The organism is Micromonospora sp. DT201 (assembly GCF_049841575.1).
Classification (GTDB): domain Bacteria; phylum Actinomycetota; class Actinomycetes; order Mycobacteriales; family Micromonosporaceae; genus Micromonospora.
The window spans coordinates 1-24098 of sequence record NZ_JBNCKP010000011.1; the positions used below are offsets into that span (position 1 = coordinate 1).

The following is a 24098-nucleotide window of genomic DNA, read 5'->3' on the forward strand; positions in this document are numbered from 1 at the left end:
TACACATCTGCAGCCGCTCCCGGTAGCAGCTTGACATAGGAGCATCAAGGAGACCCGGTGAACGTGCATCCGTTCATTGAGGCGGAGCGAGCCGGCAAGCACAACGTCAAGCGTGCGTGTGAGCTGCTCGAGGTCTCCAGGTCCGCCTACTACCAGCGCACATCCGGTGTTCAGTCCGTTCGCGGGCGCGTTGATGCCCAGCTCACCGAGAAGATCATCCAGGTTCATGCGGTGTCGAAGGGCACCTACGGGGCGCCACGCATCCACGCCGACCTCGCTGACGCCGGTATGCGGCACGGCCGTAAACGCGTCGCCCGGCTGATGCGCGCCGCTGAACTGGCCGGCAAAAGCCCTCGCCGGTGGCGGACCACGACGACCCCGGACCCGAACGCCGGCAGACGCCCTGACCTGGTCGGGCGGGACTTCACCACCGATCCGGCTGCGCTCGATACCCGCTGGTGCGGGGACATCACCTACATCAACACCTGGCAGGGCTGGCTCTACCTGGCCACCGTCATCGACCTGGCCTCACGCCGCGTCGTCGGCTGGGCCATCGCCGACCACCTCAAAACCGACCTGATCGACGCCGCCCTCACCGACGCCCTCGTGCGGCGCCGACCCCAGTCTGGGCTGGTCTTCCACTCCGATCGCGGCTGTCAATACACCAGTGCCCAGCACGCCCGCCTCGCGCACCGGCACGGCATCCGCCTGTCCGTCGGACGACGCGGGCAGTGCTGGGACAACGCGGTCGCCGAATCGTTCTTCTCCACCATCAAGACAGAACTGCTGCACCGCCAGCCATGGCCCACCCATCAAGCCGCCCGCCAGGCCGTATTCGAGTACATCGAAGGGTGGTACAACACCCGCCGCCGGCACTCGACCCTGGGCTACCTCAGCCCCGCCGCCTTCGAAGCCACCGGCTCGCACCTTCTACCAACGGTCCAAGCAGCCTGACTAACATCAACACATCGACCCTGTCCGTCGAAACGGGTCAAGCCCAGCATGGATAGCCAACGAGCTACCTCCGCCGTGGCCGATGCAGGGCTGACGTCAAGGATGTCTTGACGTCCAACTCGCCCCTGCCGGGCAACTTCGGCATTGAACGTCGCCGCATGGTTCTCAGCGCGACGTGCACCGTCGTACGAGATGCGTCGAACCGGTCGGCCAGTTCCCGCTCTGCGGGCAGCCGCTCTCCGGGCGAAAACTCGCCCCGCTGGATAGAGCCCACCAACCTCAGCCGCTCGTTCGCTCGGCTCCGGGAAGCCGCCGGTCTGCCGGGTGTCCGGCTACACGACCTGCGGCATACCGTCGTCTCGCTGCTGATGGGGCTGGGTGTCCCGCCGCACGTCGTTCAGGCAATCGCCCGGCACGCCGACGTGAAGATCACGCTCAAGGTCTACGCCCACGCCAACCTCGACGCGATGCGTCAGGCACTCGGCAAGCTCGACGGGAAGCTCTCGTGAGTGCCGTTGCTGTCAGCATTGCTGTCAACCGACCGACTCGTGGCAGAGCCGGTCGGGAAAAGCCTTGTGGATATGGAGCCCCCGGCCGGGATCGAACCGGCGACATCTCGCTTACAAGGCGAGTGCTCTGGCCAGCTGAGCTACAGGGGCGCGTGCGTCGACGTCAGCATAGCGACTGACGTCCGGATATCCCGCTCGCGATGCCTCCCCAGCATGGGAAACGTCATCAACCCGACGCGCGGGACGCCGATTGATGTCTGAGCGTGCCCGAGTGACCGGAATGAGTAGACCGTGGGCCACGTTGAGAGGTCCCACGCCTTGGCAGCGCGGGGAAACCCGTTTACGGTTCAGTCACACGGACGACAGACTCGGCGCCCCCGCGACCGAGCCGCCGTCCGCTGACCGGCACGGACACGTGCCGGTCGCTCCTTCACTCGGATCGTCCGGCACGTTCCTGCCGGTGAAAGGAAGCGCTTCACCATGGCTACGGTCACTTATTCCAAGGCATCTCGGGTCTACCCGGGCCAAGAGCGTCCCGCCGTCAACGAGCTGGACCTCGAGATCGGCGATGGCGAGTTCCTCGTCCTGGTCGGCCCCTCCGGTTGCGGCAAGTCCACCAGCCTGCGGATGCTCGCCGGCCTGGAGGACGTCGACGCGGGCTCGATCTACATCGACCAGCGTGACGTCACTCACCTTCCGCCGAAGGCCCGCGACATCGCGATGGTCTTCCAGAACTACGCTCTCTACCCGCACATGACGGTGTACGAGAACATGGCGTTCGCCCTCAAGCTGCGCAAGACCTCCAAGTCGGAGATCGACCGGCGGGTCAAGGAGGCAGCCGGGCTGCTCCAGCTGGAGGAGTACCTCGGCCGCAAGCCGAAGGCGCTCTCCGGTGGTCAGCGTCAGCGTGTCGCGATGGGCCGGGCGATCGTCCGCGAGCCGCAGGTCTTCCTCATGGACGAGCCGCTGTCGAACCTCGACGCCAAGCTGCGTGTGCAGACCCGTACCCAGATCGCGTCCCTGCAGGCCAAGCTGGGCGTCACCACGGTCTACGTCACCCACGACCAGGTCGAGGCCATGACCATGGGTCACCGGGTCGCGGTGCTGCTCGACGGTGTCCTGCAGCAGGTGGACACCCCGCGGGCGCTCTACGACACCCCGGCCAACGTGTTCGTCGCCGGATTCATGGGCTCTCCCGCCATGAACATCAAGACCGTTCCGCTGAACGAGAAGGGCGCCGAGTTCGCCGAGCTGCACATCCCGCTGACGCGGGAGCAGGTCGAGGCGGCCCGCGCCGAGGGTGGCGACGGCAAGGTCACCGTAGGCTTCCGTCCGGAGGACTGCGAGCTGGTCAGCCCGACCGAGGGCGGCATGCCGGTCGTGGTCGAGCTTGTCGAGGACCTCGGCTCGGACGCCAACGTCTACGGCCACGCCGCACTGGGTGGCAATTCGGAGCGCTTCGTCGTCCGCACCGACCGGCGCAACATGCCGAACATGGGTGACACCGTGTTCGTCAAGCCGAGCGCCGGTCGCAGCCACGTCTTCCACGCCGCCACTGGCAGCCGGATCTGACGTAACGCCTAACCGAAAGGGGCGGTCCGCTTCGGCGGGCCGCCCCTTTCGTCGTACCCCGGTGGGTGTCTCAACCTGTGGAGCCAGCGCAACTGTGGCTCTGTGGGGTGACTCGGTACGGCAGGCCGCGCTCGTACGGTCGAGGTAACCCGAACCGAGGAGTTACCGTGCCAGCCGTTGCCGCCACCCCCGCCACCCCCGTCGCCCTGCCGAGCGGGCGTTCGTTGCCGTACCGGATGGGTCGCCTGGCCGGCCGTAACCTCGCCTACTGCGCGACGCTGGTGCCGGTCGCCCTACTCGCGCTGGTGACGGTCCCGCTGGGCGGGGCCGGTGCGGCCGCCGCCCGTTGGCGGGCCCTGCGGACCGGTCTGCTCGGGGCGGCCCCGACCGCTACGCCCAGCCGGCGGCCCGGCCTGATCGCGCTGCTCGTCCACGCGGTGCTCAGCCTGCTGGTCGGTGCGGCGGCCCTGTTGCCGCTCGGCATCCAACTGCTGCTGGTGCTGAGGGGCGTGCTGTACGGGTTTGTTGATCCCGGTCCGTACGACCACTCCTGGGGTGGTCCGACCCTGGCCGGCGCGTGGGTGGCGCACTTCCTCATCGGCCTGCCGATCGCCGCCGTCGCACTGGCCGCAATGATCGGCCTCGCGGCCGTCCACCAGCGGCTGACCCGGAGCCTCGACGGAGAGCGGCGCGCCCCCTGGCTGATCCCGACCGTGCTGCTGATCGCGCTGGCCGGTGCGCTGCTCTTCGTCGCCTGGACCCACCAGATCTAGACACACGACGAGGCCCCTTCCCGGCTCCGGGAAGGGGCCTCGTCGACGTTGTTACAGCTCGACGGCGCGCCGGCGGGCTACCTCGGCCAGGGTGACCGCAGCGGCCACGCTGGCGTTCAGCGACTCCACCTCGGAGATCATCGGGATGCTGACGGTCAGGTCGCAGGTCTCGCCGACCAGACGGGACAGCCCGCGCCCCTCGGAACCGACCACCACCACCAGCGGACCAACTGCGGCCTCCAGGTCGTAGAGGTCCGTGTCGCCGTCGGCGTCCAGGCCGACCACCATGAAGCCGGCGTCCCGGCACGCCTTCAGCGACCGGGTCAGGTTGGTCACCTGCGCCACGGGCACCCGCGCGGCCGCGCCGGCACTGGTCCGCCAGGCGGTCGCGGTGATCCCAGCGGCCCGCCGCTCGGGTACGAAGACACCCTGCGCGCCGAACGCGGCAGCCGACCGGATCACGGCACCCAGGTTGCGCGGGTCGGTGACACCGTCCAGCGCGACCAGCAGCGGGGTCTGCTGCTCCAGGGCAGCGGCGACCATGTCCTCGAACGGCTGGTACGCGAATGGCGGCACCTGCAGCCCGACACCCTGGTGCAGCACTCCACCGGTCATCCGGTCCAGCTCGGCCCGGCTGATCTCCAGGTTGGCGATGCCCCGGTCGGCGGCAGTCCGGATGATCTCGTTGATCCGGTCGTCCATGTCGATGCCCTGGGCGACGTAGAGCGCAGTCGCCGGCACCTGGGCGCGCAGCGCCTCCAACACCGGGTTACGCCCGACCAGCAGCTCCGGGGTGTCCTTGCTCGGGTTGGACTTGCGCCCCGGCGCGACCCGCGGGCCGGACCGCGCGGTGGGCTTGCCGCCCCGACCGCCGGTGGCACCCCGGCCTGCGGCAGCACCCCGCACGCCCGGTACGCCCCGACCGCCGCCCCTGCCCCAGGTGGTGTCCTTGCTGCCAGGCTGACCGATCTTGGGGGAGCGCCCCTCCTCGGCCGCCGCGCGGCGCTCCTTGTCCTGCTTCCAGGCGGTGCGCTGGGGCAGCTTCTCGGTGCCCGAGTAGCCCTTGTGCCACGGCCGCTCGTCCGCGGGCAGGGTGCGCCCCCGCCCGGCCAACGAGTCCTTGTTCTTGCCGCCGGTGCCCTTGGGGGCGCCTGCCTTCGACGTCAGTCGCCGGCCACGGCGCTGCGAGTTGCCGGCCATCAGTCCTGCTCTCCAATAGTCCAACGGGGGCCCTGGGGGGTGTCCTCGACCACCACACCGGCCAGCTTGAGCTGGTCACGTACCGCGTCGGCGGCAGCCCAGTCCTTGCGGCCCCGGGCCTGCGCGCGCTGCTCCAGGGCCAGCGCGATCAGGGAGTCCACCACGGAACGTAGATCATCCGAGCGGCCGCCACCGGTCCAGGCCGGGTTGAGGGGGTCGATCCCGAGGATATCCAGCATCGCCCGCACCACGGCCAGAGTGGTGCGGACGGTCACATCGTCGCCGTTACTCAGCGCGGTGTTGCCGTCCCGGATGTGCTGTTGCAGCACAGCCAGCGCGGCCGACGTGTTGAGGTCGTCGTTCATCGCCGCGGCGAAGCCGTCGGGCAGCTCACCGAGCTGCCCTGCGCCGACCCGCTCGGCCGCCCGCTGCACGAAACCCTCGATCCGGCGGTAGGTGGTCGCCGCGTCGCGCAGCGAATCCTCCGAGTAGTCGATCACCGAGCGGTAGTGCGCGGCGGCGTAGTAGTAACGCAGCTCCACTGGCCGCACCCCGAGCGAGTCCACGTATGCCAGGCCAAGCGCGTTGCCGGCGGACTTGCCCATCTTGGCCCCGCCGATGCTGAGCAGCCCGTGGTGCACCCAGTGGCGGGCGAACGGCAGCCCGGCCGCCTGGGACTGGGCGATCTCGTTCTCGTGATGCGGGAACGTCAGGTCCAGCCCTCCGCCGTGGATGTCGAACTCCGGGCCGAGATACCGCCAGCACATCGCCGAGCACTCGATGTGCCAGCCCGGGCGGCCACGCCCCCACGGCGACGGCCAGTAGGCATCCGCAGGCTCGTCCGGTTTGGCACCCTTCCAGAGCGCGAAGTCGCGCGGGTCCCGCTTGCCCCGGTCGGGGGCGTCCCCGGCGGACTGCATCGCGTCCGGGGATTGACCCGACAGCGACCCGTACGCCGGCCAGGACGCCACATTGAAGTAGACGTCGCCGGAATCATCGGTGGCCACGTAAGCGTGCCCGTCGGCGATCAACTTCGTGATCAGCTCGTGCATCTCCGGAATGTGCCCGGTGGCGCGCGGCTCATAGGTGGGCGGCAGGACGTTCAGCGCTCGGTAGGACTCGGCGAGGAGCAACTCGTTGGCGTACGCGATCGACCAGAACGGTCGACCCTGCTCACCCGCCTTGGCCAGGAGCTTGTCGTCGATGTCGGTTAGATTGCGAATGAAGGTGACCTCGTAGCCGGCAGCCAGCAACCAGCGGCGCAGGACGTCATAATTCACGCCGGAGCGAAGGTGGCCAATGTGCGGCGGAGACTGGAGAGTGAGACCACACAGGTAGACCCCCACCTTGCCGGCTTCCCGCGGGACGAAGTCCCGCACCGATCGGGTGGCAGTGTCATACAGGCGTAGCGTCACCGTACAAGGGTAGCTGTCCGTGCCTGTCCGAGTCGGCCGGTGCCGGGTCGTACGCTGCCAGGCGTGGATGCGACCGCACCTGCCGGTGAGCCGCCGGCCAGCCCCAGCGCCCCCGTCGACGCGCCTGCAGGGCAGCCCGGTGCCGTCGCCGGGCAGGCCGACGCAGTCAACGAGCAGGCTGACGCAGTCGCGGGGCGGGTTGCGGAGACGTCACAGACCCTCGACCGGGGGTTACGGCTGCTGCACCTGGTTGCCGACGCCTCGGCCGGTCTGACCGTCACCGAGGCGGCGAACCAGCTCGGCATCGGCCGGGCCGCCGTCTACCGGCTGGTCGGCCCGCTGACCGGGCACGGCATGCTGCGCCGCGACGGCGACGGCCGGCTGCGCCTCGGCGCCGGGCTGCTGCACCTGGCCCGACGCGCCCAACCGTTGCTCGCCGAGGGTGCGCTGCCCGCGCTACGCCGCCTCGCCGAGCGGGCCGGAGCGACCGCGCATCTGACCGTCGTCGAGGGTGGCGAGGGCGTCGCCCTGGCCGTGGTCGAGCCGAGCTGGACGTCGTTCCACGTCGCGTACCGGGCTGGGGCACGGCATCCGCTGGACCGGGGGGCGGCGGGCCGAGCCATCCTGGCTGGTCGAGCCGGGGTCGCGGAGCCGATCAGCAGCAGCGGAGAGTTGCAGGCAGGGGCGTACGGGGTGGCCGCACCAGTCCTCGGCGTGCCTGGCTTGGAGGCCAGCGTCGGCGTGGTCGCGCTCGCCCCGCTGGACGTCGAAACGATCGGCCCCCAGGTGCTGGCCGCCGCCACAGCCATCGCCACCGCCCTCAGCTGACCCCAGACAGCCAGCCGAGCGCCGACCGCTCGACCCGCTCCCAACAGCGCAACGCCCGAAAGCGCGACGCCCGAAAGCGCAACGCCCGACGGCGCGACGCCCGACAGCGCGACGCCCGACAGCGCGACGCCCGACAGCGCGACGCCCGACGGCGCGACGCCCTCCGGCTTGATCAACACCAGATCGCCGATGTTGCGGCATCATCGCGGATCGATAGCGCCATATCGCCGACATGGTGATGATCTCGCTGTATAGCACTCTGATCGGGCGGCTGGCGGTCATCCACAGGCGCGCGCCGAGCGCTCTCCGGGCGCTATCCACAGGGGTATCGGGCGCCACGCCGGAAGTCTGAGTCTGGTCGCATGCCTCCTCACCCCCACCGACCTCCTGCCCTGGCCTGGCAGGTCTTCCGCGGTTCAGACGTGATCCAACGAGGCCTGGTCACCAGACATCAGCTACGCGGATCGTCCTGGATCCGCCTTCGACACGACGTGTACGCCGACGCCCGCCTTGATCGTGACCACGAGCTGGCCTGCCGCGCTGCGATGTTGCGTCTGCCGCCCGGGGCGATGATCGCTGGGCCCTCATCCGCCTACCTGCACGGCATCGAGCATGCCGCCGGCTTCGACGACGACGTGCACGTCCTGGTGCCGAGGCTCGCCCGCGTCGACTCGCAGCGCGGCCTACGCGTACACGTGGCCGGAGCCGACACCCCTCTCACCCCGCCCCTTGGCGTGATTGCCGACGCACCGCAACCCACGGCGGCCCTTGGCGCGGCTGCCGACACACCGCAACCCACGCCGGTCCTTGGCGTGGTTACCGACACACCGCAACCCAAGCCCGCCCTTGGCGTGATTGCCGACGCACGGCGACCCACGCCGACGACGGCTCGAATTGGCGCGCGGAGCAAACCCCCACTCCGCCGAACAGATCCGACGACGGCTCAGACCGGCCCTCGCAGCAAACCCACACTCCGCCGAACAGATCCGTCCTCTGCGGCCTGGGAGACGGCCGCCTGGTTGGACCCGCTACGCGCCGTCGCGATCGTCGACTCGCTGCTCGCGAGCGGCTTGACCACCAGGGCGGCGCTGACCACCGTCGAAAACGCCAACGCGGAACGGCCGGGTGGCCGACGTGCGCGGTGGATCTTCGATCTGGCCGATCCGGGCGCGCAATCGCCACCCGAGTCGCAACTACGGGTACGACTGGTGCTGGGCGGGCTGCCCCGGCCGGTCGCCCAGCACCCGATCCAGTTGGCTGGCGGGCTCGTGCTCCACCCCGATCTGGCCTGGCCCGAGTTTCGGGTCGCCGTGGAGTACGACGGCCGATGGCACTCTGACCCCGAGCAACTGCACCGGGACCGTCGACGGCTCAACCTTCTCGTTGGTGCGGGCTGGCTTGTGTTGCACGTGACCAGCCGACGGCTGCAGAACGACTTCCCGGCCGTGCTGAGCGAGGTCCGGTCAGCCCTGATCTCTCGCGGCTGGCGCCGTTGATCACCACCGGCCATGGTCGACTCCAGCTCGCCGACATGGGTGCATCCAGCGAACCGGAAACCGCCACATCGGCGATCTGGAGTCGATCAAGGCCGGGCACGCCTCAAGGCCGGGCACGCCGCCTCAAGGCCGGGCACGCCTCAAGGCCGGGCACGCCTCAAGGCCGGACACGCCACGCGGCCACACACACCACCAGGCCACACGCACCACGAGGCCAACCTCCCGAACTCACCGACCCGCCCCAGCTCACCGACCGTCGAGCGCCAGCGCGGGCTCGGGCGAGACCGGCGCGGACGCCGACGGGGTCCCGCGCAGCTCGTCGAGGCGTACCAGCGCGACCCCGGAGACGATCAACGCGCCGCCGAAGAGCTGCCAGCTCGTGGGCAACTCGTCCAGCAACAGCCAGGCGATGAGCACCGCGAAGAGCACCTCGGTCAGCCCGACGAACGACGACAGTCGGGGGCCGAGGATTCGGGTGCCGGCGATACCGGTCAGGTACGCGATGACGGCGGCCACCAGCGAGAGCCCGGCGATGGGCAGCAGCCAGCTGGTGGACTGCCCGGCGAAGGTGACCTCGCCGAAGGTGGCGTGCAGCGGCAGCAGACCGGTCAGCCCGATGAGGAGCAGCGCGGCGGCGCCGACGGCCATTCCTCCGCTGGCCATGGCGACCGAGGGCAGTCGGGGATCGACGCGGCCAGCGAGCACGAAGTAGCCGGCGAGGCCGAATGCCGCGCCCAGACCCCAGAGGACGCCCACCGGGTGGAAGTCGGCGGTCCCGGCGAGGTCGAGCACGAACGTGAGCCCGGCCAGGGCGGCAACCGACCCGGCCACGGTGAGTCGACGGGGGCGCTGCCCGTGCCGCAGCCACATCCAACCGACGACGAGGATGATGCCCAGGTATTCCAGCAGCAGCGCGACACCGACCGGCAGGTAGCGCACGGCGTTGAAGAAGCAGACCTGCGCCAGCGCCACCCCGAGGAGCCCGAACAACCCGATGGCTGTGGCGTTGCTGCGCAGCACGTGCCACCTGCCTCGCAGGGACAGCAGAGCGGGGATCGCCAGCACCAGGGCGGCGATTCCGACCCGGGCGATCACGGCTGCCTCCGCCGACCAGCCAGCCTCGATGAGCGATCGCGCGAAGGTGCCCGAGGTGGCGAAGGTGACCGCGGAGAGCAGCGCCAACGCGCCGCCGGCAGCGGGTCGTGAGTGCATGTCGCGCTCCTCGGGACGGCACCCTGTCATGAGCAAACTATTCTTGTGCCGATGACGCTAGGCGGCCCCTGTGACAGGAGTCAAGATGCTATTCGCTCATGACACCGAATGTTCGCTGATCGCCGCCGCCGCGCTGGTCAACACCGCAGGTCGGGACGGCGAGTTGCTGCCCGACGTCGCCGCGTTGGACGCGTTCTTTGTCCGGCACGCCTACAGCGGGCGGCACGAGCACACCGACGCCGAGTTGCACGCCGTCCGGGAGTTGCGGCCCAAGCTGCGCCGCATCTGGTACGCCGATCCGCCCGAGATCGTCACGGTGGTCAACGGCCTACTGCTCGAACACCGGGCGTTGCCCCAGCTCATCGAGCACGACGACGAGCCGTACCACCTGCATGCCGTGCCCCGCGACGCGCCGCTGGCCACCCGGATCGCGGTGGAGGCGGCCATGGCGATGGCCGACCTGGTCCGTGCGCGTGAGCTGAGCCGGCTGCGGATCTGCGAGTACCCGGACTGCGACAACGTGGTCGTCGACCTGTCCCGCAACCGGTCCCGGCGGTTCTGCGAGGCCGGCTGCGGCAACCGTGCCGCGGTGACCGCCTACCGCGCCCGTCGGGCGGCCGGCCGCTCCTGACCGGCTGCCCACTCCTCGGCCCGCAACTCGTACTCCACCTCGCCATGCTCGGTGCCCGGGATCGGGTCGTCCCACTGCAGGTGGAAGGTACGCACGTGGTGCAGCCCAGCCTTGGCCATCACCCGCCGGGAGCGTTCATTGACCGCCATCGTCTCGGCCCAGACCCGACGCACCCCAACAATGTCGAAGGCATAGCGGACCAACGCCCGGGATCCCTCGGTAGCCAGCCCTCGCCCCCACGTCGAGCGACGCAGCCGGTAGCCCAACTCGGCCTCGGTGCCGTCCGCGGACGGGTCGAGCGCGAACCAGCCCAGGAATTCGCCAGTCTCCCGATCGAGCGCTGCCCAGCTGCCCAACCCGGGGTGCCGGTCGTACTGCGTCAGCAGCCTCGGCAACTGCTCGTCGCGGATCATGGCCAGCGGGGTGGCGACACCACCGCTGAGGAAACGCATCACCTCGGGGTCGCTGTCCAGCTCGACCAGCGCGCCCACGTCGCCCATGGTCAGCCGCCGCAACCGCATCCGCTCAGTCCCCGGAGGCAGCCCCACCTCATCCCAACCCATACCCCGGATCATCCCGCCCCCGTCCAGACGGGTTGATCCACTCCAGTTCGGCGATGTGGGGGTAACCCGACGGGTGCGATACCGCCATTTCGCCGATCCGGTGTCGATCAGCCCCAAAGGAACCGGACGACGGCCCAGACCCGCGGCGCTCTTCACCCGCCTCCTCGGCTGGGCGGCAACCGGTCAGGGGTGGGTCATCCGCAGCAGGTCCAGGGTCTCGTCCAGTTGAGTTTCGGTGAGTTTGCCGGAGTCGACGTGACCTCGCGAGATCACCACCTCGCGGATCGAGGTCTGCTTGGCCAGCGCCTCCTTGGCGATCGACGCGGCCTCGTCGTACCCCAGGTAGCGGTTGAGTGGGGTGACGATCGACGGCGAACCTTCGGCGTACGCCAGGCAGACCTCAGCGTCCGCGACCAGGCCGACCACCAGTCGGTCGGCGAACAGCCGGCTCGCCGCGGAGAGCAACCGGATCGACTCCAGCAGGTTGCGGCCCATCACGGGGAGCATGACGTTCAGCTCGAAGTCGCCCTGCGAACCGGCGAAACCGACGGTCGCGTCGTTGCCGATCACCTGTGCGCAAACCTGCCGCATCGCCTCGGCGACCACCGGGTTGACCTTGCCCGGCATGATCGACGAGCCGGGCTGCAGGTCGGGGATGCGCAGCTCGCGTAGGCCGGCGCGGGGGCCGGAACCCATCCACCGAATGTCGTTCGCGATCTTGTAGAGGCCGACTGCCACGGTACGCAGCTGCCCCGAGGTCTCCACCAGCGCGTCCCGGGCGCCCTGCGCCTCGAAGTGGTTGCGTGCCTCGGACAACGGCAGCCCGGTCGACTCGCGCAGCTTGCCGATGACTGCGGCGGCGAAGCCGAGCGGGGTGTTGATCCCGGTGCCCACTGCGGTGCCGCCCAGTGGCAGCTCGGCGAGTCGGGGCAGCGAGCCCTCCAGCCGGTCCACGCCGTAGCGGACCTGGGCCGCGTAGCCACCGAACTCCTGCCCCAGGGTGACCGGGGTGGCGTCCATCAGGTGGGTACGTCCGGCCTTGACCACCGTCTCGAACTCCGCTGCTTTGGCCTCCAGGGCCGACGCCAGGTGGGCCAGCGACGGCAGGAGGTCTTCCACGATGAACTGGGTGGCGGCCAGGTGGATCGAGGACGGGAAGATGTCGTTGCTGGACTGGGAGGCGTTGACGTGGTCGTTGGGGTGCACGTCCCGGCCCAGCTCACGGCTCGCCAGGGTGGCGATCACCTCGTTGGCGTTCATGTTCGACGAGGTGCCCGAACCGGTCTGGAACACGTCCACCGGGAACTGGTCGTCGTAGCCGCCATCGGCCACGTGTGCGGCGGCGGCAGCGATGGCGGCGGCCACGTTGGCGTCGATCACGCCCAGCTCGCCGTTGACCTCTGCCGCGGCACCCTTGATCTGTGCGAGGGCCTTGATCTGGGCCGGTTCGAGGCCCCGGCCGGAGATCGGGAAATTCTGCACCGCACGCTGGGTCTGTGCCCGCCACAGCGCCTCGGCTGGCACCTCCACCTCGCCCATCGAGTCGCGTTCGATGCGGTAAGCGGTCGCCTCTGGAGTCGTCACGCGTACCATCCTGCCGCGCTGATGGCCGACTCGCAGTTGATCCGTCAGCCCAACTCGGCGAGCAGGCGTTCCACCTCGTGCTCGTCCGGCGACTCGACCTGCCGGGACAGGAACAGCGCCCGGGTCAGGTGCGCGCGCGCAGCTGCCGGGTCGGTGGGACGCAGGCAACGGGCGAGGCCCAGCAGAGCCCGGGCCTGCTCGTAGCGAGCATCCAACCGGCTGGCGTCGGCGAGCACCCGGCGATGCAGATCGAGCGCGCTGGTCACGTCCCCCTGGTCGAGGATCGCCCGGGCCAGCAGGTTGCGCGAGCTGCACTGGGCGATACGGTCCCCCACCTCGGTCATCGCGACGAGCGCCGCGCGGTGTAGGTCGGCGGCCCGTTCCGGGCGGCCAGCTTCCCGCTCCATCGTCCCGATCTCGTTGAGCACCTCGCCCTCGCCAATGCGAGTGCCCACCTGCTGCTTGAAGCGCAGTGCCACCCGCAGCAACCGGCGGGCAGGTACGGCGTCACCCATCCGGTGCCGAATCATGCCCAGGTGCCCGAAGGCGTTGCCGATCCGCCGCGGGTCGCCGATCTCCCGGGCGAGCCCCAGGTGCCGCCGGGCGGTGCGCAGCGCCTCGTCGTAGCGACCCCAGAGGAGCAGGGTGATCGACAGGTTGTTGAGGATGTTGGCCAGTGCCTCCTTGTCGCGCATCTGCCTCGCCAGCGCCACGGCGTCGTCGTAGCACTCGCGGGCGCGGCGGAACTCGGCGTGGGCGGCGTACGCGGTGGCCAGGTTGCTCAGGGTGTTACGGATATCGTCACGCAGCCCAAGGCGGCGGAAGAGGTCGAGTGACCTCTCCATCAGGCGAATCGACTCGGGAAAATTGCCCAGCCGGTAGTGGGCCGAGGCGAGGTAGTTGAGCATCGTCGCCGCCGCCTTGTCGTCGCCCAGCCCTTCAGCGGCGCGCAGGCCAACGGTGTGTGTCTCGATCAACTCGTCAAGACGACCGCCCTCGAACTGGGCGTGCCAGCAGGCCCTCACCAACTGCCAGCAGTGCCGGAGAAGCCCCTCGGATTCGGCCAGGCGGACCAGGGCGGTCCACGCCGCCAGGTTCTCGTCGAACCAGGCGCGACCCTGCTGAGCGACGAGGGCTACCAGCTCAGGGCGGACCGGCTCCGCCGCCACGATCAGCGTGTGGCCCGAGGCGAGCTCCCTCGTCCGGGCGATCGCCGTGGCGACGTGCATGTGGTGGTCGAGCAGACGCCCGATGGCGTCCCGCCGTTCGACTGCTCGCTCCGGCTCGGCAACCAGCGTCCGCGCGTACTCCCGGACCAGGTCGTGCAGCCGATACCGGCCCGGCTCCGCCTCCTCCACCATGTGCGCGTCGACCAACTCGTCCAGCAGGTCCTGCGCCTCGGGTAGGGCAAGCTCAGCGAGGACCGCGGCGACGAAGCTGTCGAACCGTACCCCCGGGTGCAGGCCCAGCAGCCGGAACGCGCGCTGCGCGGTCGGCGACACCTGGGCGTACGACAGGGCGAAGGCCCGGCCGACGGACCGTTCGCCCGCTTCGAACTCGGCCAACGGATCCGGTCGGGTGCTCAGCCGTTCGGCCAGGTCGGCGATTCGCCAACGGGGTCGGTGCGCCAGCCGCGCACCGGCCAGCCGGATGGCGAGGGGCAGGTGGCCGCAGCGGCGAACCACCTCGGTGGCCGCTTCCGGCTCCGCCGCCACTCGGCTGACACCGGCCACCCGCCCAAGCAGCTCGATCGCCTCGTCGGTGTCGAGCACGGGCAGCGACGACGGGCGCCCCTCATCGACGCCGACCAGCCGGCGACGGCTGGTGATCAGGGTCAGGCAGTGCGAGCCGTTGGGCAGCAGAGGCGTCACCTGATCGGCGCTGGCCGCGTTGTCCAACACCACCAGGGCTCGCCGGCCAGCCAACTCGGTGCGCCAGAGCGCCAACCTGTCGTCCTGGTTCGTCGGCACCCGCTCGGCGGGCACGCCGAGCTGCCGCAGCAGCGTGGCAACCGCCGTGGCCGGCGTCAACGGTGTGCGCTCACTGTGCCCGTGCAGGTCGATGTAGAGCTGGGCGTCGGGGTAGTTGTCCGCGAGGGCGGTGGCGACGTGCACCGCAAGGGCGGTCTTGCCGCTGCCGGCCATTCCGTCGATCAGGTGGATCCGCGCTCCGGACTCCACCTCCTGAAGCAGGCGGGCCAGCGTCTGCTGCCGACCGGTGAAGTCGCCAATCGCCCGAGGCAGCGAGCGGACCGGGGCGAGCGGGCGGGACTCCCGACCGGCCAGCGCCAGATCGCCGGCGAGGATGCGCTGGTGCAGCTCCTGCAACTCGGCACCCGGTTCGATGCCCAACTCCTCGGCGTAGAGCCGTCGACCCTCCCGGTAGGCCCTGAGCGCGTCTGCCTGCCGACCGACCGCGGAGAGGGCGAGCATCAGTTGGCCACGCAGTCGCTCCCGCAACGGGTGCTGGTCGACGCTCTCGGCAAGCCCGTCGATCAGCTCGACGGCCTGCCCGAGGCGCAGCTCGACGTCGACGCACTCCTCCAGCACGGTGAGGCGCTGCTCGTCGAGCGCATGCGCACGTCGGCGGACGTTGCGGCTCGGGATTCCGGCGAGCGCCGGCCCTCGCCAGAGGCCCAGGGCAGCACGGAATCCTGCCCGTGCCTCGACCAGGTGACCGGCCGCGACGGCGGCACGCGCCGCCTCCACACCCCGGGCGAAGACTTCGGCGTCCAGGTCGGTGGGTGTGATGCGGACGCCGTACCCCGCCGGGTCGGTGACGATGGTCTCCGCTGCGAGCCCGAGCTCGACGAATCGGCGGCGCAGCCGCGACACACACGTCTGCAACTGGGCTCGGGCGGTGGCCGGAGGTCGTTCCTCCCACACCGCGTCGACAAGCTCGTCGACCGGCACGAGCCGGCTGGCCCGCAACAGCAGCACGGCGAGCACGATCCGGTCGCGACCAGCGGTGACAGTGGATTCGCCACCGCCGACTCGCAGGGGCCCCAGGATCCCGAACCGCATTCACTCCCCCGCATCAGTTGTGCAACCTCCAGCAGAGTAGTCCGGCGATCACAGATCGACTCAGTCAGGCAATAGTGATGTGAGAGTGGATCGACAGCGGTGCGGCCGACACTCGCTCCGGGTTGTCGGTGACGGCATCCGACGGGGGCGGTGCGCCCGTTCCATCCCAGCGGGGCGGGCGCACCGATGTCGGTGGGGCACGGACGACAAAGGGTGCCGGGCGAGTCGCCCGGCACCCTTTCTTCCGTGTACGCGCGGGGTCAGCGGCGGCCGACGGTGAGCACCGGCTTGGTGACCTCGGCGAAGAAGTCGTTGCCCTTGTCGTCGACCACGATGAAGGCGGGGAAGTCCTCCACCTCGATCTTCCAGACCGCCTCCATGCCCAGCTCCGCGTATTCGAGCACCTCGACGTGCTTGATGCAGTCCTGGGCGAGGCGGGCCGCGGGGCCGCCGATCGAGCCGAGGTAGAAGCCGCCGTGCTGCTGGCAGGATCGGGTGACCTGGCCGGAGCGGTTGCCCTTGGCGAGCATCACCTGCGACCCACCCGCGGCCTGGAACTTCTCCACGTAGGCGTCCATCCGGCCGGCGGTGGTCGGGCCGAAGGAGCCGGAAGCGTACCCCTCGGGGGTCTTCGCGGGGCCGGCGTAGTAGACCGCGTGGTCGCGCAGGTACTGCGGCATCGGTTCGCCGGCATCCAGCCGCTCAGCGATCTTGGCGTGTGCGATGTCCCGGGCCACCACCAGCGGGCCGGACAGCGAGAGGCGCGTCTTCACCGGGTATTTGGACAGCTCAGCGCGGATCTCGTCCATCGGCCGGTTCAGGTCGACTCGGACGACCAGCTCGGCGTCGAGCGAATCGTCGGTGACGTCCGGCAGGAAGCGCGCCGGGTCGGTCTCCAGTCGCTCCAGCCACACACCCGACGGGGTGATCTTGGCGACCGCCTGCCGGTCCGCCGAACAGGAGACGGCAATCGCCACCGGGCAGGACGCGCCGTGCCGGGGCAGCCGAACGACCCGTACGTCGTGGCAGAAGTACCGACCGCCGAACTGCGCACCGATGCCGAAGTTGCGGGTCAGCTCCAGCACCTCCGCCTCCAGCTCCAGGTCACGGAAGCCGTGGGCGCTCATCGAGCCCGAGGTGGGCAGCGCGTCAAGATACTTGGCGCTGGCGTACTTCGCGGTCTTCAGGGCGTACTCGGCGGAGGTGCCGCCGATGACGATGGCCAGGTGGTACGGCGGGCAGGCGGCGGTGCCGATCAGCCGCAGCTTCTCCTCCAGGAACTGCATCATCCGCGTCGGGTTGAGCAGCGCCTTGGTCTCCTGGTAGAGGTACGACTTGTTGGCCGAGCCACCACCCTTGGCCATGAACAGGAACTTGTACGCGTCGGGGTGCCCGTCCGGGTCCTCCGCGTACAACTCGACCTGAGCCGGCAGGTTGCTGCCGGTGTTCCGCTCGTCCCACATGGTCAGCGGGGCGAGCTGGGAGTAGCGCAGGTTGAGCTTGGTGTAGGCCTGGTAGACGCCCCGGGAGATGGCCTCGGCGTCGGCGCCGTCGGTGAGCACGTGCCGGCCGCGCTTGCCCATCACGATCGCGGTGCCGGTGTCCTGACACATCGGCAGCACCCCGCCTGCGGCGATGTTGGCGTTGCGCAGCAGGTCCAGTGCGACGAACCGGTCGTTCGGTGAGGCGGCCGGGTCGTCGATGATCGCCCGGAGTTGCGCCAGGTGCGCAGGGCGTAGGAAGTGCGCGATGTCGTGCATCGCCTCGGCGGTCAGCGCGGTGAGCGCGGCCGGCTCCACGGTGAGGAACCGGCGGCCTCCCGGGCCGTGTACGACGTCCACACCCTCGTCGGTGACCAGGCGATAGTCCGTCTGATCGGGGCCGGTCGGCAGGAGGGGGGCGTACGAGAATGCGGCGGCACTGCTCATGAGCGGCAAGCCTAGGGCAGACCGGTCGATCACTCCCACCCGCCGGGCTGGTCCTGGGACGCCGCTCTCACCGCCTCGGGCGCGCGGCGGTCTGCCGCCAGCTCATTCAGCAGCCGTCCTGGCCGCTCAGCCTCCCCCTGCCGCTCAGCCTGTCCCCGCCGCTCAGCCGTCCTTGCCGCCGCCCGGGTCGGGGCAGAGCTCCCCCTTCGGCCCGCAGTCGCCGTTGTCCTGCCCGCCCGGGCCGGTGCCGCCCGGGCCGGTGCCGCTGGGCCTGGGATTTCCGCCGTCGTCGGGCGGTTGGGCGGGCGAGCCCCCGGTAGCGCCGAAGCGGACGTACCCGATCTCGCGCCCCTCACCAATGATCATGCCTTGCGACCCGACCGCCAGGGCGTTCGCCGAGGTCCGCAGGACGGTCAACTCCCGGCCGCTGCGCGGGTCCACCGCGGCCAACCGGGACGGCTTCTCGTCGGCGATCACCGCCGCGTACGGGGTGAGCGCGGCACCGGCTTTGCCGCTGGCGGGCCGTGTCCACAACACCCGTTCGCTGCCCAGCTCACGGGCGACCACCGAGCGCTTGTCGGCTGCCCGGAACACCGCGGAGCGGTCGTCGACCGCGATCAGCTTGGTGCCCGAGTCACCGGCCCAGAGCAGCCGTCCGTTGTACCCGTCGATGACCGCCTCGCGGCCGTCCGGGCCGACGCCGATCAGCACGTTGCGCGCACCCTGCGGGTCTTCGCGTTGCACGCAGCCGGCGGAGTCGGCGGTACGCAGGTTGACTCCGGCCCGCTGCCAGGCCTCCTGCCCGGTCGCCGGGTCCACGGCCGAGATGGCGAAGTAACAGCTGCCGTCCTGGGAGCGGGCGCCGATCCGCAGCAACCGGCCACCCACCACGGAGAGCCGCTCCTCCCGGCCGGGCTCGACGTTCTGCAACACCCGGCCGGTGGCGGTGTCGACCACGTGCACCCTGCCGTCGACCGGGAAGCCGAGCAGCGGTGGAGCGGCCTCCGCCCCGGCCACCCCGTCGTCGATGCGGGTGGCGGTGAGTCGGCGGGTGCCGCGCAGACCCGGGTTGTCGGCGAGCAGGCCGCTGTGCACCCCGGGCAGGAAGGCCGTCCAGAGTGGTGCGGTGCCGCGCGGGTCCCAGGCGCTCAGGGTGCAGTCGGTGGCATCGGTGCAGCGGGCGTCGAGGAGCAGGTTGCGGTACGTCCAAACGGCCACCGCGTCGTCGTCGCGTCGCCGGGTCGCCCCGGTGACCGGGTCGAGTAGCTCGTACCCCTTGACCAGGAGCTTGCCCACGGCGACGACCGGGTCCCGGTCACCGCCGGCGACCGCCGACCAGTCGGCCTTGCGCTCCCAGAGTTGGGTGCCGGTCGCCAGGCTGCGGGCCTCGACCCGGGTGCGCTGCTCGACGACGACGGCGTCGCCGGCGATGGTCACGCTGCGCGGAGTCCCGCCGACCCGTTGCTGCCAGACCACGTCGGGTTCGGAGATGGGTTCGCTGCGGTCCACCCAGTCCCACAGGCCCGGGAAAGGGTTCCACACGCCGGTCGCGGCGAGCGCGACGACCACGGCGAGGCCGAGCAGCAGTCCGCCGCGCACGCTCCCCTTCGCCACACCGCACACCGTAGCCACGATCACGGATCTTCCGTACGCCCGTGCCGCCGTGTCGCCGCGCTTTCTGGGCTCGGAGGTGTTACAGCGCCCTTCCGTCGGCCCGTACGGCGCTGCGCACCAGCGGCAGCGTGCGGTAGGGAATCTGCTCGGCCAGCGCGATGATCGTCGAAGCCCGGGTGATGCCAGCGGAAGAGACGATCGAGTCGATGACCCGCTGCAGGTCCGTGTTGGAGCGGGCCACGATCCGGCAGAGCAGGTCGCTGGAGCCGGTGATGGTGTGCGCCTCCAGCACCTCGGGGATGGCGGCGAGGTGGGCGGTGACCGGGTCGTGGCCGTGCCGCTGACTGATCTCCAGGGTGACGAAGCTGGTCACCCCGAACCCGATCGCGGCCGGTGAGATCTCCGGGCCGAAGCCTTCGATGACCTGCCGCTCGACCAGCTTGTCCAGCCGGGCCTGCACGGTGCCCCGGGCCACCCCGAGCCGACGGGAGCACTCCAGCACCCCGATCCGGGGCTCCTCGGCGAGCAGTTCGATCAAGCGAACGTCGAGGGCATCGAGCTGTACATTCTGCTCACCATTCATGGGTGCTGACCATACCGAATGCACAACCTGACCAGCATTTCTGCCAACAGTTGCCCACTCGACGCCGGGGCAGCGATCCTCGCCACAAGAACCGACAACGGCGGCCCACCAGGCCGGCCGGTACGCGAGGGAGCCCACCATGACCCAGGCGATCGACCGACCCCAGTCGACCGAGGACGTCGACGTCGACCGGCTCGTCGGCGCTGTCGACCACGACATCAGCCACGACCCGTTCCCCGTCCGGGGCCTCGACCACGTGCACTTCCTGGTCGGCAACGCCAAGCAGGCCGCCCACTACTACTCCACCGCGTTCGGCATGACCTGCGTGGCGTACCGGGGCCCCGAGCAGGGTTACCGGGACCACGCCCAGTACGTGCTGACCAGCGGCTCGGCCCGATTCGTGCTGACCGGAGCGGTGCGCCCGGATGCCGACGGCGCCGAGCACGTGGCCCGGCACAGCGACGGGATCAGCGACATCGCGCTGGAGGTGCCGGACGTCGACGCCGCGTACGCGCACGCCATCGCGCAGGGCGCTGCCGGCGTCGTCGAGCCGCACGAGGTGACCGACGAGCACGGCACGGTCCGGATGGCCGCCATCGCCGCGTACGGCGACACCCGGCACACGCTTGTCGACCGGTCCCGCTACACCGGCCCGTTCCTGCCCGGCTTCGTGGCCCGCGGCCCGATCGTGGACCGGCAGCCGATGATCGACGCCGGCATCCAGCCGAAGCGCTTCTTCCAGGCCGTCGACCACGTGGTCGGCAACGTGGAGCTGGGCCGGATGGACGAGTGGGTCGAGTTCTACAAGCGGGTGATGGGCTTCTCCAACATGGCGGAGTTCGTCGGCGACGACATCGCCACCGACTACTCGGCGCTGATGAGCAAGGTCGTCGCGAACGGCACCCGCAAGGTGAAGTTCCCGCTCAACGAGCCGGCGATCGCCCGCAAGAAGTCCCAGATCGACGAGTACCTGGAGTTCTACCAGGGCCCGGGCGCCCAGCACATCGCCGTCGCCACCAACGACATCCTGGCCAGCGTGGACGCGATGCGGGCCGCCGGGTTGGAGTTCCTGGACACCCCGGACTCGTACTACGAGGACCCGGAGCTGCGCGCCCGCATCGGTAAGGTGCGGGTGCCGATCGAGGAGCTGAAGGCCCGCAAGATCCTGGTCGACCGGGACGAGGACGGCTACCTGCTCCAGATCTTCACCAAGCCGGTGCAGGACCGCCCCACCGTCTTCTTCGAGCTGATCGAGCGGCACGGCTCGCTGGGCTTCGGCAAGGGCAACTTCAAGGCGCTCTTCCAGGCCATCGAGCGGGAGCAGGAAGCCCGCGGCAACCTGTAACACTTGCGAGCGTGACGCAACCCCCGTCGTACCCGATGCCGCCGGTCGGTGGGCCTCAGCCCGCCGCCGGCGGCGTCGCGCCGCCGCCCGGACCACACCCTTATGGGTACGCTGCGCCGCCACAGTACGCCCCGCCCGGGTACGCCCCGCCGCAATGGCATGCCGGCCCACCCGGCCCGCTGCCCCCGCCGCTGAGCCCGAGCGGTCAGCCACTGGCCAGCTTCACCGACCGGCTGCTGGCCTGGCTGATCGACTCGGCGCTGGCGAGCGCCGTGTCGCTTGCGTTGTTCAGCCCGTTCTTCTTCATCCTCTGGTGGCGGATGTTCACCGAGATGACGCAGACCAACCCCGACGGGACATTCGTGGAACCCGACCCGGGCACCTTCTTCGTGGACTTCTTCCTGCCGATGATCTTGCTTCAGCTCGGGCTCCTCGTCCTGATGCTCGGGCTCTACTGGCTCTACCACGTGGAGTACCTCAAGCGCGGCGGTCAGACACTCGGCAAGAAGGTGATGAAGCTTCGCGTGGTGCCGATCGACCCGACCCACACCCTGAACCGGCGGATGGCCGGCCGGCGGTGGCTCGTGCAGTACCTGGCGGGCTCACTGGTCCCCGGGATCAGCTACGTCGACGGTTTCTGGCAGCTCGGGGACAAGCCGTGGCAGCAGTGCCTCCATGACAAGTTCGCCGCAACGGTCGTCGTTAAGGTGTCCTCGTGAGCGTTCAACCTGGCTGGTACGTCGACCCCGCCGACACTGAGACCCGGCGCTACTGGGACGGCGAGGGTTGGCTCGGTGCGCCCATTCCTGTCGACGCCACCCCACCGGACGGCCCACCGCCGGTCGAGCCGCCGCCCGCGCCGGTCACCTCGGCTGCGCCCGTAGCGTCGGGTCCCCCCGGGCCGACGACCGTCGCGCCCGGCTGGCCACCGCAACAGGGCCCACAACCGGGCCACGGCCCAGGTTGGGGAGCACCTGCCGGCCCTCCCGGCTGGGGTCCGCAGGGTGGCCCACAGGGCTGGGCACCACCGGGTGGTCAACCCGGCTGGGTGCCTCCGGCCGGCCACCCCGGTCACCCCGGCTGGCCCATGCGACCGCCCGAGCCGCGACCGCACGGCTTCGCACTGGCCGGATATGGCCGCCGGTTCACCGCTCGGCTGATCGACTTCGGCCTCGTCTTCGCGCTGAACGTGGTGGCCAACGGCTGGTTCGTCTGGCGCTGGCTGCAGGAGTGGGCGCCGTACTGGCAGGAGGTCTTCCGGCGGGCCGAGAGGGGCGAGACCTCCGCCGACGGCCTGCCGATGCCCGGCGAGCAGGCGGGCTCCCTCCTGCTGGTGATCCTGCTGATCGCCACTGCGCTCTGGCTGGCGTACGAGGTGCCCGCCATGGCCGCTGGTGGGCAGACAGTCGGAAAGCGAATGATGCGGATCCGGGCGGTGCCGATCGCCGCCGACCAGCCGCTGGGCTTTGGTCGGTCGTTGAGCCGCTGGAGCACGCTGGGCCTGCCTACTCTGCTGTGGTACTGCGCAGGGCTCGGCCTGGTGCTGCAACTGGTCGATGCTCTCTCCCCGCTCTTCGACCACCCGCTGCGCCAGGCGCTGCACGACAAGCGCGCGCAGACAGTGGTCGTCGAAGTCCCCCACGAGACCGGCTCCACCCCCTCGAACGACCGCAACCAGCCCCCGGGAGACACCCCATGACCGACTCCGGACGCCACCAACCGGCGCTACGGCTGACCCGCGCCGACCTGGACGCGCTGCCCAACTACGTCCCGGGCCGCAGCCCCGCCGACCTGGCTCGCGAGCTGGGCCTGCCGGAGGCCATCAAGCTGGCCAGCAACGAGGTTCCGTACGGGCCACTGCCCGGCGTTGTGGAGGCGGTCACCGAGGCGATCACCGCCTCGCACCGCTACCCGGACATGGGCGTGGTCGCGCTGCGTGACGCTCTGGCCCAGCGGTACGGGGTGAACGCCGACCGGATCGCCACCGGCTGCGGGTCGGTGGCGCTCACCGAGCACCTGGTCCGGGCGACCTGCCTGCCCGGCGACGAGGTGCTCTACGCGTGGCGGTCCTTCGAGGCGTACCCGATCGTCGCGGCGACCAGCGGCGCGACAAGCGTACGGGTGCCCAACGACGCCGGGCACGGGCACGACCTGGCGGCGATGGCCGCCGCCGTGACCGACCGGACCCGGATGATCCTGGTCTGCAACCCGAACAACCCCACCGGCACCTCGCTGCGCCGGGCCGAGTTGGACCGGTTCCTCGACGCGGTGCCGGACGACGTGCTGGTGGTCATCGATGAGGCGTACCGGGAGTTCGTCACCGACCCGGAGGTGCCGGACGGCCTCGACTACCTGGACCGGCCCAACGTTGCGGTGATGCGGACCTTGTCGAAGGCGTGGGGCCTGGCCGGGCTGCGGATCGGTTGGCTGGCCGCCCAGCCGGTGGTGGCTGCCGCCATCCGCAAGGTGGCGACCCCGTTCTCCACGAGCATGGCGGCCCAGGCCGGGGCGCTCGCGGCGCTGGGCCAGGTCGCGGAGATGGAGCGTCGCTGCGCGCTTGTCGTCGCCGAGCGGGACCGCGTCACCGAGGCGTTGCGCAAGTTCGTGCCCGAGGTGCCGACGAGCCAGGCCAACTTCGTCTGGCTGCCGCTGGGCGAGCGGGCGGTGGCGTTCGGCAAGGCGTGTGAGGCGCGCGGGGTGATCGTGCGGCCGTTCGCCGGAGACGGGGTGCGGGTCACCATCGGCACCCCGGCCGAGAACGACGCGTTCCTGAACGCTGCCGAGTCGGCCCTGGCCTGACCAGCTTGTGACCCGGATCGGGCCATAAGCTCCGTTTGTCCAATTCTGCGCGCTAACTGCCCTATCTTC

21 protein-coding genes and 1 tRNA gene are annotated in these 24098 nt (G+C 70.3%); 11 read left to right on the forward strand and 11 right to left on the reverse strand.

The window, feature by feature from the left end:
* The first annotated feature begins 57 nt into the window (after positions 1–57).
* Positions 58–954 (forward strand): IS3 family transposase, encoded by an 897-nt coding sequence (locus tag ACLQ28_RS18945; RefSeq protein WP_425687610.1) that lies wholly within the window; start codon positions 58–60, stop codon positions 952–954.
* Between the two features lie 64 nt (positions 955–1018).
* Here ACLQ28_RS18945 and ACLQ28_RS18950 read toward each other — a convergent pair whose 3' ends face one another.
* Positions 1019–1186, reverse strand: a complete 168-nt coding sequence (locus ACLQ28_RS18950; protein WP_425687776.1) for a hypothetical protein — start codon at positions 1184–1186, stop codon at positions 1019–1021.
* Here ACLQ28_RS18950 and ACLQ28_RS18955 point away from each other — a divergent pair.
* A complete protein-coding gene (locus ACLQ28_RS18955; RefSeq protein WP_425687611.1) occupies positions 1113–1463 on the forward strand; it encodes a tyrosine-type recombinase/integrase in 351 nt (116 codons plus the stop codon). The two genes, ACLQ28_RS18950 and ACLQ28_RS18955, sit on opposite strands and share 74 nt — an antisense overlap.
* A gap of 73 nt (positions 1464–1536) precedes the next feature.
* Here the strand turns inward: ACLQ28_RS18955 and ACLQ28_RS18960 are convergent.
* Positions 1537–1613, reverse strand: a tRNA-Thr gene (locus tag ACLQ28_RS18960).
* Positions 1614–1943: 330 nt separating this feature from the next.
* On the opposite strand from ACLQ28_RS18960, the gene ACLQ28_RS18965 reads away from it, so the two are divergent.
* Positions 1944–3035 (forward strand): ABC transporter ATP-binding protein, encoded by a 1092-nt coding sequence (locus ACLQ28_RS18965; protein WP_425687612.1) that lies wholly within the window; start codon positions 1944–1946, stop codon positions 3033–3035.
* Positions 3036–3202: 167 nt separating this feature from the next.
* A complete protein-coding gene (locus ACLQ28_RS18970; RefSeq protein WP_425687613.1) occupies positions 3203–3808 on the forward strand; it encodes a hypothetical protein in 606 nt (201 codons plus the stop codon).
* Between the two features lie 51 nt (positions 3809–3859).
* Here the strand turns inward: ACLQ28_RS18970 and rlmB are convergent, their stop codons facing one another.
* Positions 3860–5008, reverse strand: coding sequence for a 23S rRNA (guanosine(2251)-2'-O)-methyltransferase RlmB (gene rlmB, locus ACLQ28_RS18975; protein WP_425687614.1), 1149 nt, complete (start codon positions 5006–5008; stop codon positions 3860–3862).
* On the reverse strand, positions 5008–6423 hold the full coding sequence (gene cysS, locus ACLQ28_RS18980) for a cysteine--tRNA ligase (RefSeq protein ID WP_425687615.1): 1416 nt from the start codon (positions 6421–6423) through the stop codon (positions 5008–5010). Before cysS ends, rlmB begins: the two co-directional genes overlap by 1 nt.
* Positions 6424–6486: 63 nt before the next feature.
* Here cysS and ACLQ28_RS18985 point away from each other — a divergent pair, with 63 nt between their 5' ends.
* Both ACLQ28_RS18985 and ACLQ28_RS18990 read left to right on the forward strand, forming a co-directional pair.
* Positions 6487–7251, forward strand: a complete 765-nt coding sequence (locus tag ACLQ28_RS18985) for an IclR family transcriptional regulator (RefSeq protein WP_425687616.1) — start codon at positions 6487–6489, stop codon at positions 7249–7251.
* Positions 7252–7673: 422 nt separating this feature from the next.
* Entirely contained in the window at positions 7674–8747 is a 1074-nt protein-coding gene (locus tag ACLQ28_RS18990) for a hypothetical protein (protein ID WP_425687617.1), read from the forward strand.
* A gap of 246 nt (positions 8748–8993) precedes the next feature.
* Here ACLQ28_RS18990 and ACLQ28_RS18995 read toward each other — a convergent pair whose 3' ends face one another.
* Positions 8994–9959: an EamA family transporter gene (locus ACLQ28_RS18995; RefSeq protein ID WP_425687618.1), complete on the reverse strand. Its 966-nt coding sequence runs from the start codon at positions 9957–9959 to the stop codon at positions 8994–8996.
* 85 nt (positions 9960–10044) lie between these two features.
* On the opposite strand from ACLQ28_RS18995, the gene ACLQ28_RS19000 reads away from it, so the two are divergent.
* Entirely contained in the window at positions 10045–10590 is a 546-nt protein-coding gene (locus ACLQ28_RS19000; RefSeq protein ID WP_425687619.1) for a CGNR zinc finger domain-containing protein, read from the forward strand.
* On the opposite strand, the gene ACLQ28_RS19005 is transcribed toward ACLQ28_RS19000, so the two are convergent.
* The 6 genes from ACLQ28_RS19005 to ACLQ28_RS19030 form a co-directional block, all read right to left on the reverse strand.
* Positions 10557–11153, reverse strand: a complete 597-nt coding sequence (locus ACLQ28_RS19005; protein WP_425687620.1) for a GNAT family N-acetyltransferase — start codon at positions 11151–11153, stop codon at positions 10557–10559. The two genes, ACLQ28_RS19000 and ACLQ28_RS19005, sit on opposite strands and share 34 nt — an antisense overlap.
* Before the next feature lie 183 nt (positions 11154–11336).
* Positions 11337–12746: a class II fumarate hydratase gene (locus ACLQ28_RS19010; RefSeq protein ID WP_425687621.1), complete on the reverse strand. Its 1410-nt coding sequence runs from the start codon at positions 12744–12746 to the stop codon at positions 11337–11339.
* Positions 12747–12781: 35 nt separating this feature from the next.
* Positions 12782–15760 (reverse strand): BTAD domain-containing putative transcriptional regulator, encoded by a 2979-nt coding sequence (locus tag ACLQ28_RS19015; RefSeq protein WP_425687622.1) that lies wholly within the window; start codon positions 15758–15760, stop codon positions 12782–12784.
* 260 nt (positions 15761–16020) lie between these two features.
* Complete coding sequence (locus ACLQ28_RS19020; protein ID WP_238648277.1) at positions 16021–17688, reverse strand: fumarate hydratase; 1668 nt, start codon at positions 17686–17688, stop codon at positions 16021–16023.
* A 162-nt stretch (positions 17689–17850) separates the two neighbouring features.
* Positions 17851–19311, reverse strand: coding sequence for a PQQ-binding-like beta-propeller repeat protein (locus ACLQ28_RS19025; protein ID WP_425687777.1), 1461 nt, complete (start codon positions 19309–19311; stop codon positions 17851–17853).
* A 70-nt stretch (positions 19312–19381) separates the two neighbouring features.
* Entirely contained in the window at positions 19382–19885 is a 504-nt protein-coding gene (locus ACLQ28_RS19030; RefSeq protein ID WP_425687623.1) for an Lrp/AsnC family transcriptional regulator, read from the reverse strand.
* 139 nt (positions 19886–20024) lie between these two features.
* Here ACLQ28_RS19030 and hppD point away from each other — a divergent pair, with 139 nt between their 5' ends.
* Genes hppD through hisC form a run of 4 tightly spaced genes read left to right on the forward strand, consistent with a single transcriptional unit; the run spans position 20025 to position 24029 of the window.
* Entirely contained in the window at positions 20025–21230 is a 1206-nt protein-coding gene (gene hppD / locus ACLQ28_RS19035; RefSeq protein ID WP_425687624.1) for a 4-hydroxyphenylpyruvate dioxygenase, read from the forward strand.
* Between the two features lie 11 nt (positions 21231–21241).
* Positions 21242–21949 carry an RDD family protein gene (locus ACLQ28_RS19040; protein ID WP_425687625.1) on the forward strand — a complete coding sequence of 236 codons (708 nt, stop codon included), beginning with the start codon at positions 21242–21244 and terminating at the stop codon, positions 21947–21949.
* The gene (locus ACLQ28_RS19045; protein WP_425687626.1) at positions 21946–22929 is read left to right on the forward strand and encodes an RDD family protein; all 984 of its coding nucleotides are present in this window, start codon (positions 21946–21948) and stop codon (positions 22927–22929) included. The genes ACLQ28_RS19040 and ACLQ28_RS19045 overlap by 4 nt, the downstream gene beginning before the upstream one ends.
* Positions 22926–24029: a histidinol-phosphate transaminase gene (gene hisC / locus ACLQ28_RS19050; RefSeq protein WP_425687627.1), complete on the forward strand. Its 1104-nt coding sequence runs from the start codon at positions 22926–22928 to the stop codon at positions 24027–24029. Before ACLQ28_RS19045 ends, hisC begins: the two co-directional genes overlap by 4 nt.
* The last annotated feature ends 69 nt before the right edge of the window (positions 24030–24098 follow it).

Excerpts from the sequence above, each read along its gene's own strand:
- ACLQ28_RS18955 (WP_425687611.1), top strand. The coding sequence starts at position 1,113 with ATGGTTCTCAGCGCGACGTGCACCGTCGTACGAGATGCGTCGAACCGG.
- ACLQ28_RS18965 (WP_425687612.1), top strand. The coding sequence starts at position 1,944 with ATGGCTACGGTCACTTATTCCAAGGCATCTCGGGTCTACCCGGGCCAA.
- rlmB (WP_425687614.1), bottom strand. The coding sequence starts at position 5,008 with ATGGCCGGCAACTCGCAGCGCCGTGGCCGGCGACTGACGTCGAAGGCA.
- ACLQ28_RS18995 (WP_425687618.1), bottom strand. The coding sequence starts at position 9,959 with ATGCACTCACGACCCGCTGCCGGCGGCGCGTTGGCGCTGCTCTCCGCG.
- ACLQ28_RS19000 (WP_425687619.1), top strand. The coding sequence starts at position 10,045 with ATGCTATTCGCTCATGACACCGAATGTTCGCTGATCGCCGCCGCCGCG.
- ACLQ28_RS19005 (WP_425687620.1), bottom strand. The coding sequence starts at position 11,153 with ATGGGTTGGGATGAGGTGGGGCTGCCTCCGGGGACTGAGCGGATGCGG.
- ACLQ28_RS19010 (WP_425687621.1), bottom strand. The coding sequence starts at position 12,746 with ATGGTACGCGTGACGACTCCAGAGGCGACCGCTTACCGCATCGAACGC.
- ACLQ28_RS19015 (WP_425687622.1), bottom strand. The coding sequence starts at position 15,760 with ATGCGGTTCGGGATCCTGGGGCCCCTGCGAGTCGGCGGTGGCGAATCC.
- ACLQ28_RS19020 (WP_238648277.1), bottom strand. The coding sequence starts at position 17,688 with ATGAGCAGTGCCGCCGCATTCTCGTACGCCCCCCTCCTGCCGACCGGC.
- ACLQ28_RS19030 (WP_425687623.1), bottom strand. The coding sequence starts at position 19,885 with ATGAATGGTGAGCAGAATGTACAGCTCGATGCCCTCGACGTTCGCTTG.
- hppD (WP_425687624.1), top strand. The coding sequence starts at position 20,025 with ATGACCCAGGCGATCGACCGACCCCAGTCGACCGAGGACGTCGACGTC.
- hisC (WP_425687627.1), top strand. The coding sequence starts at position 22,926 with ATGACCGACTCCGGACGCCACCAACCGGCGCTACGGCTGACCCGCGCC.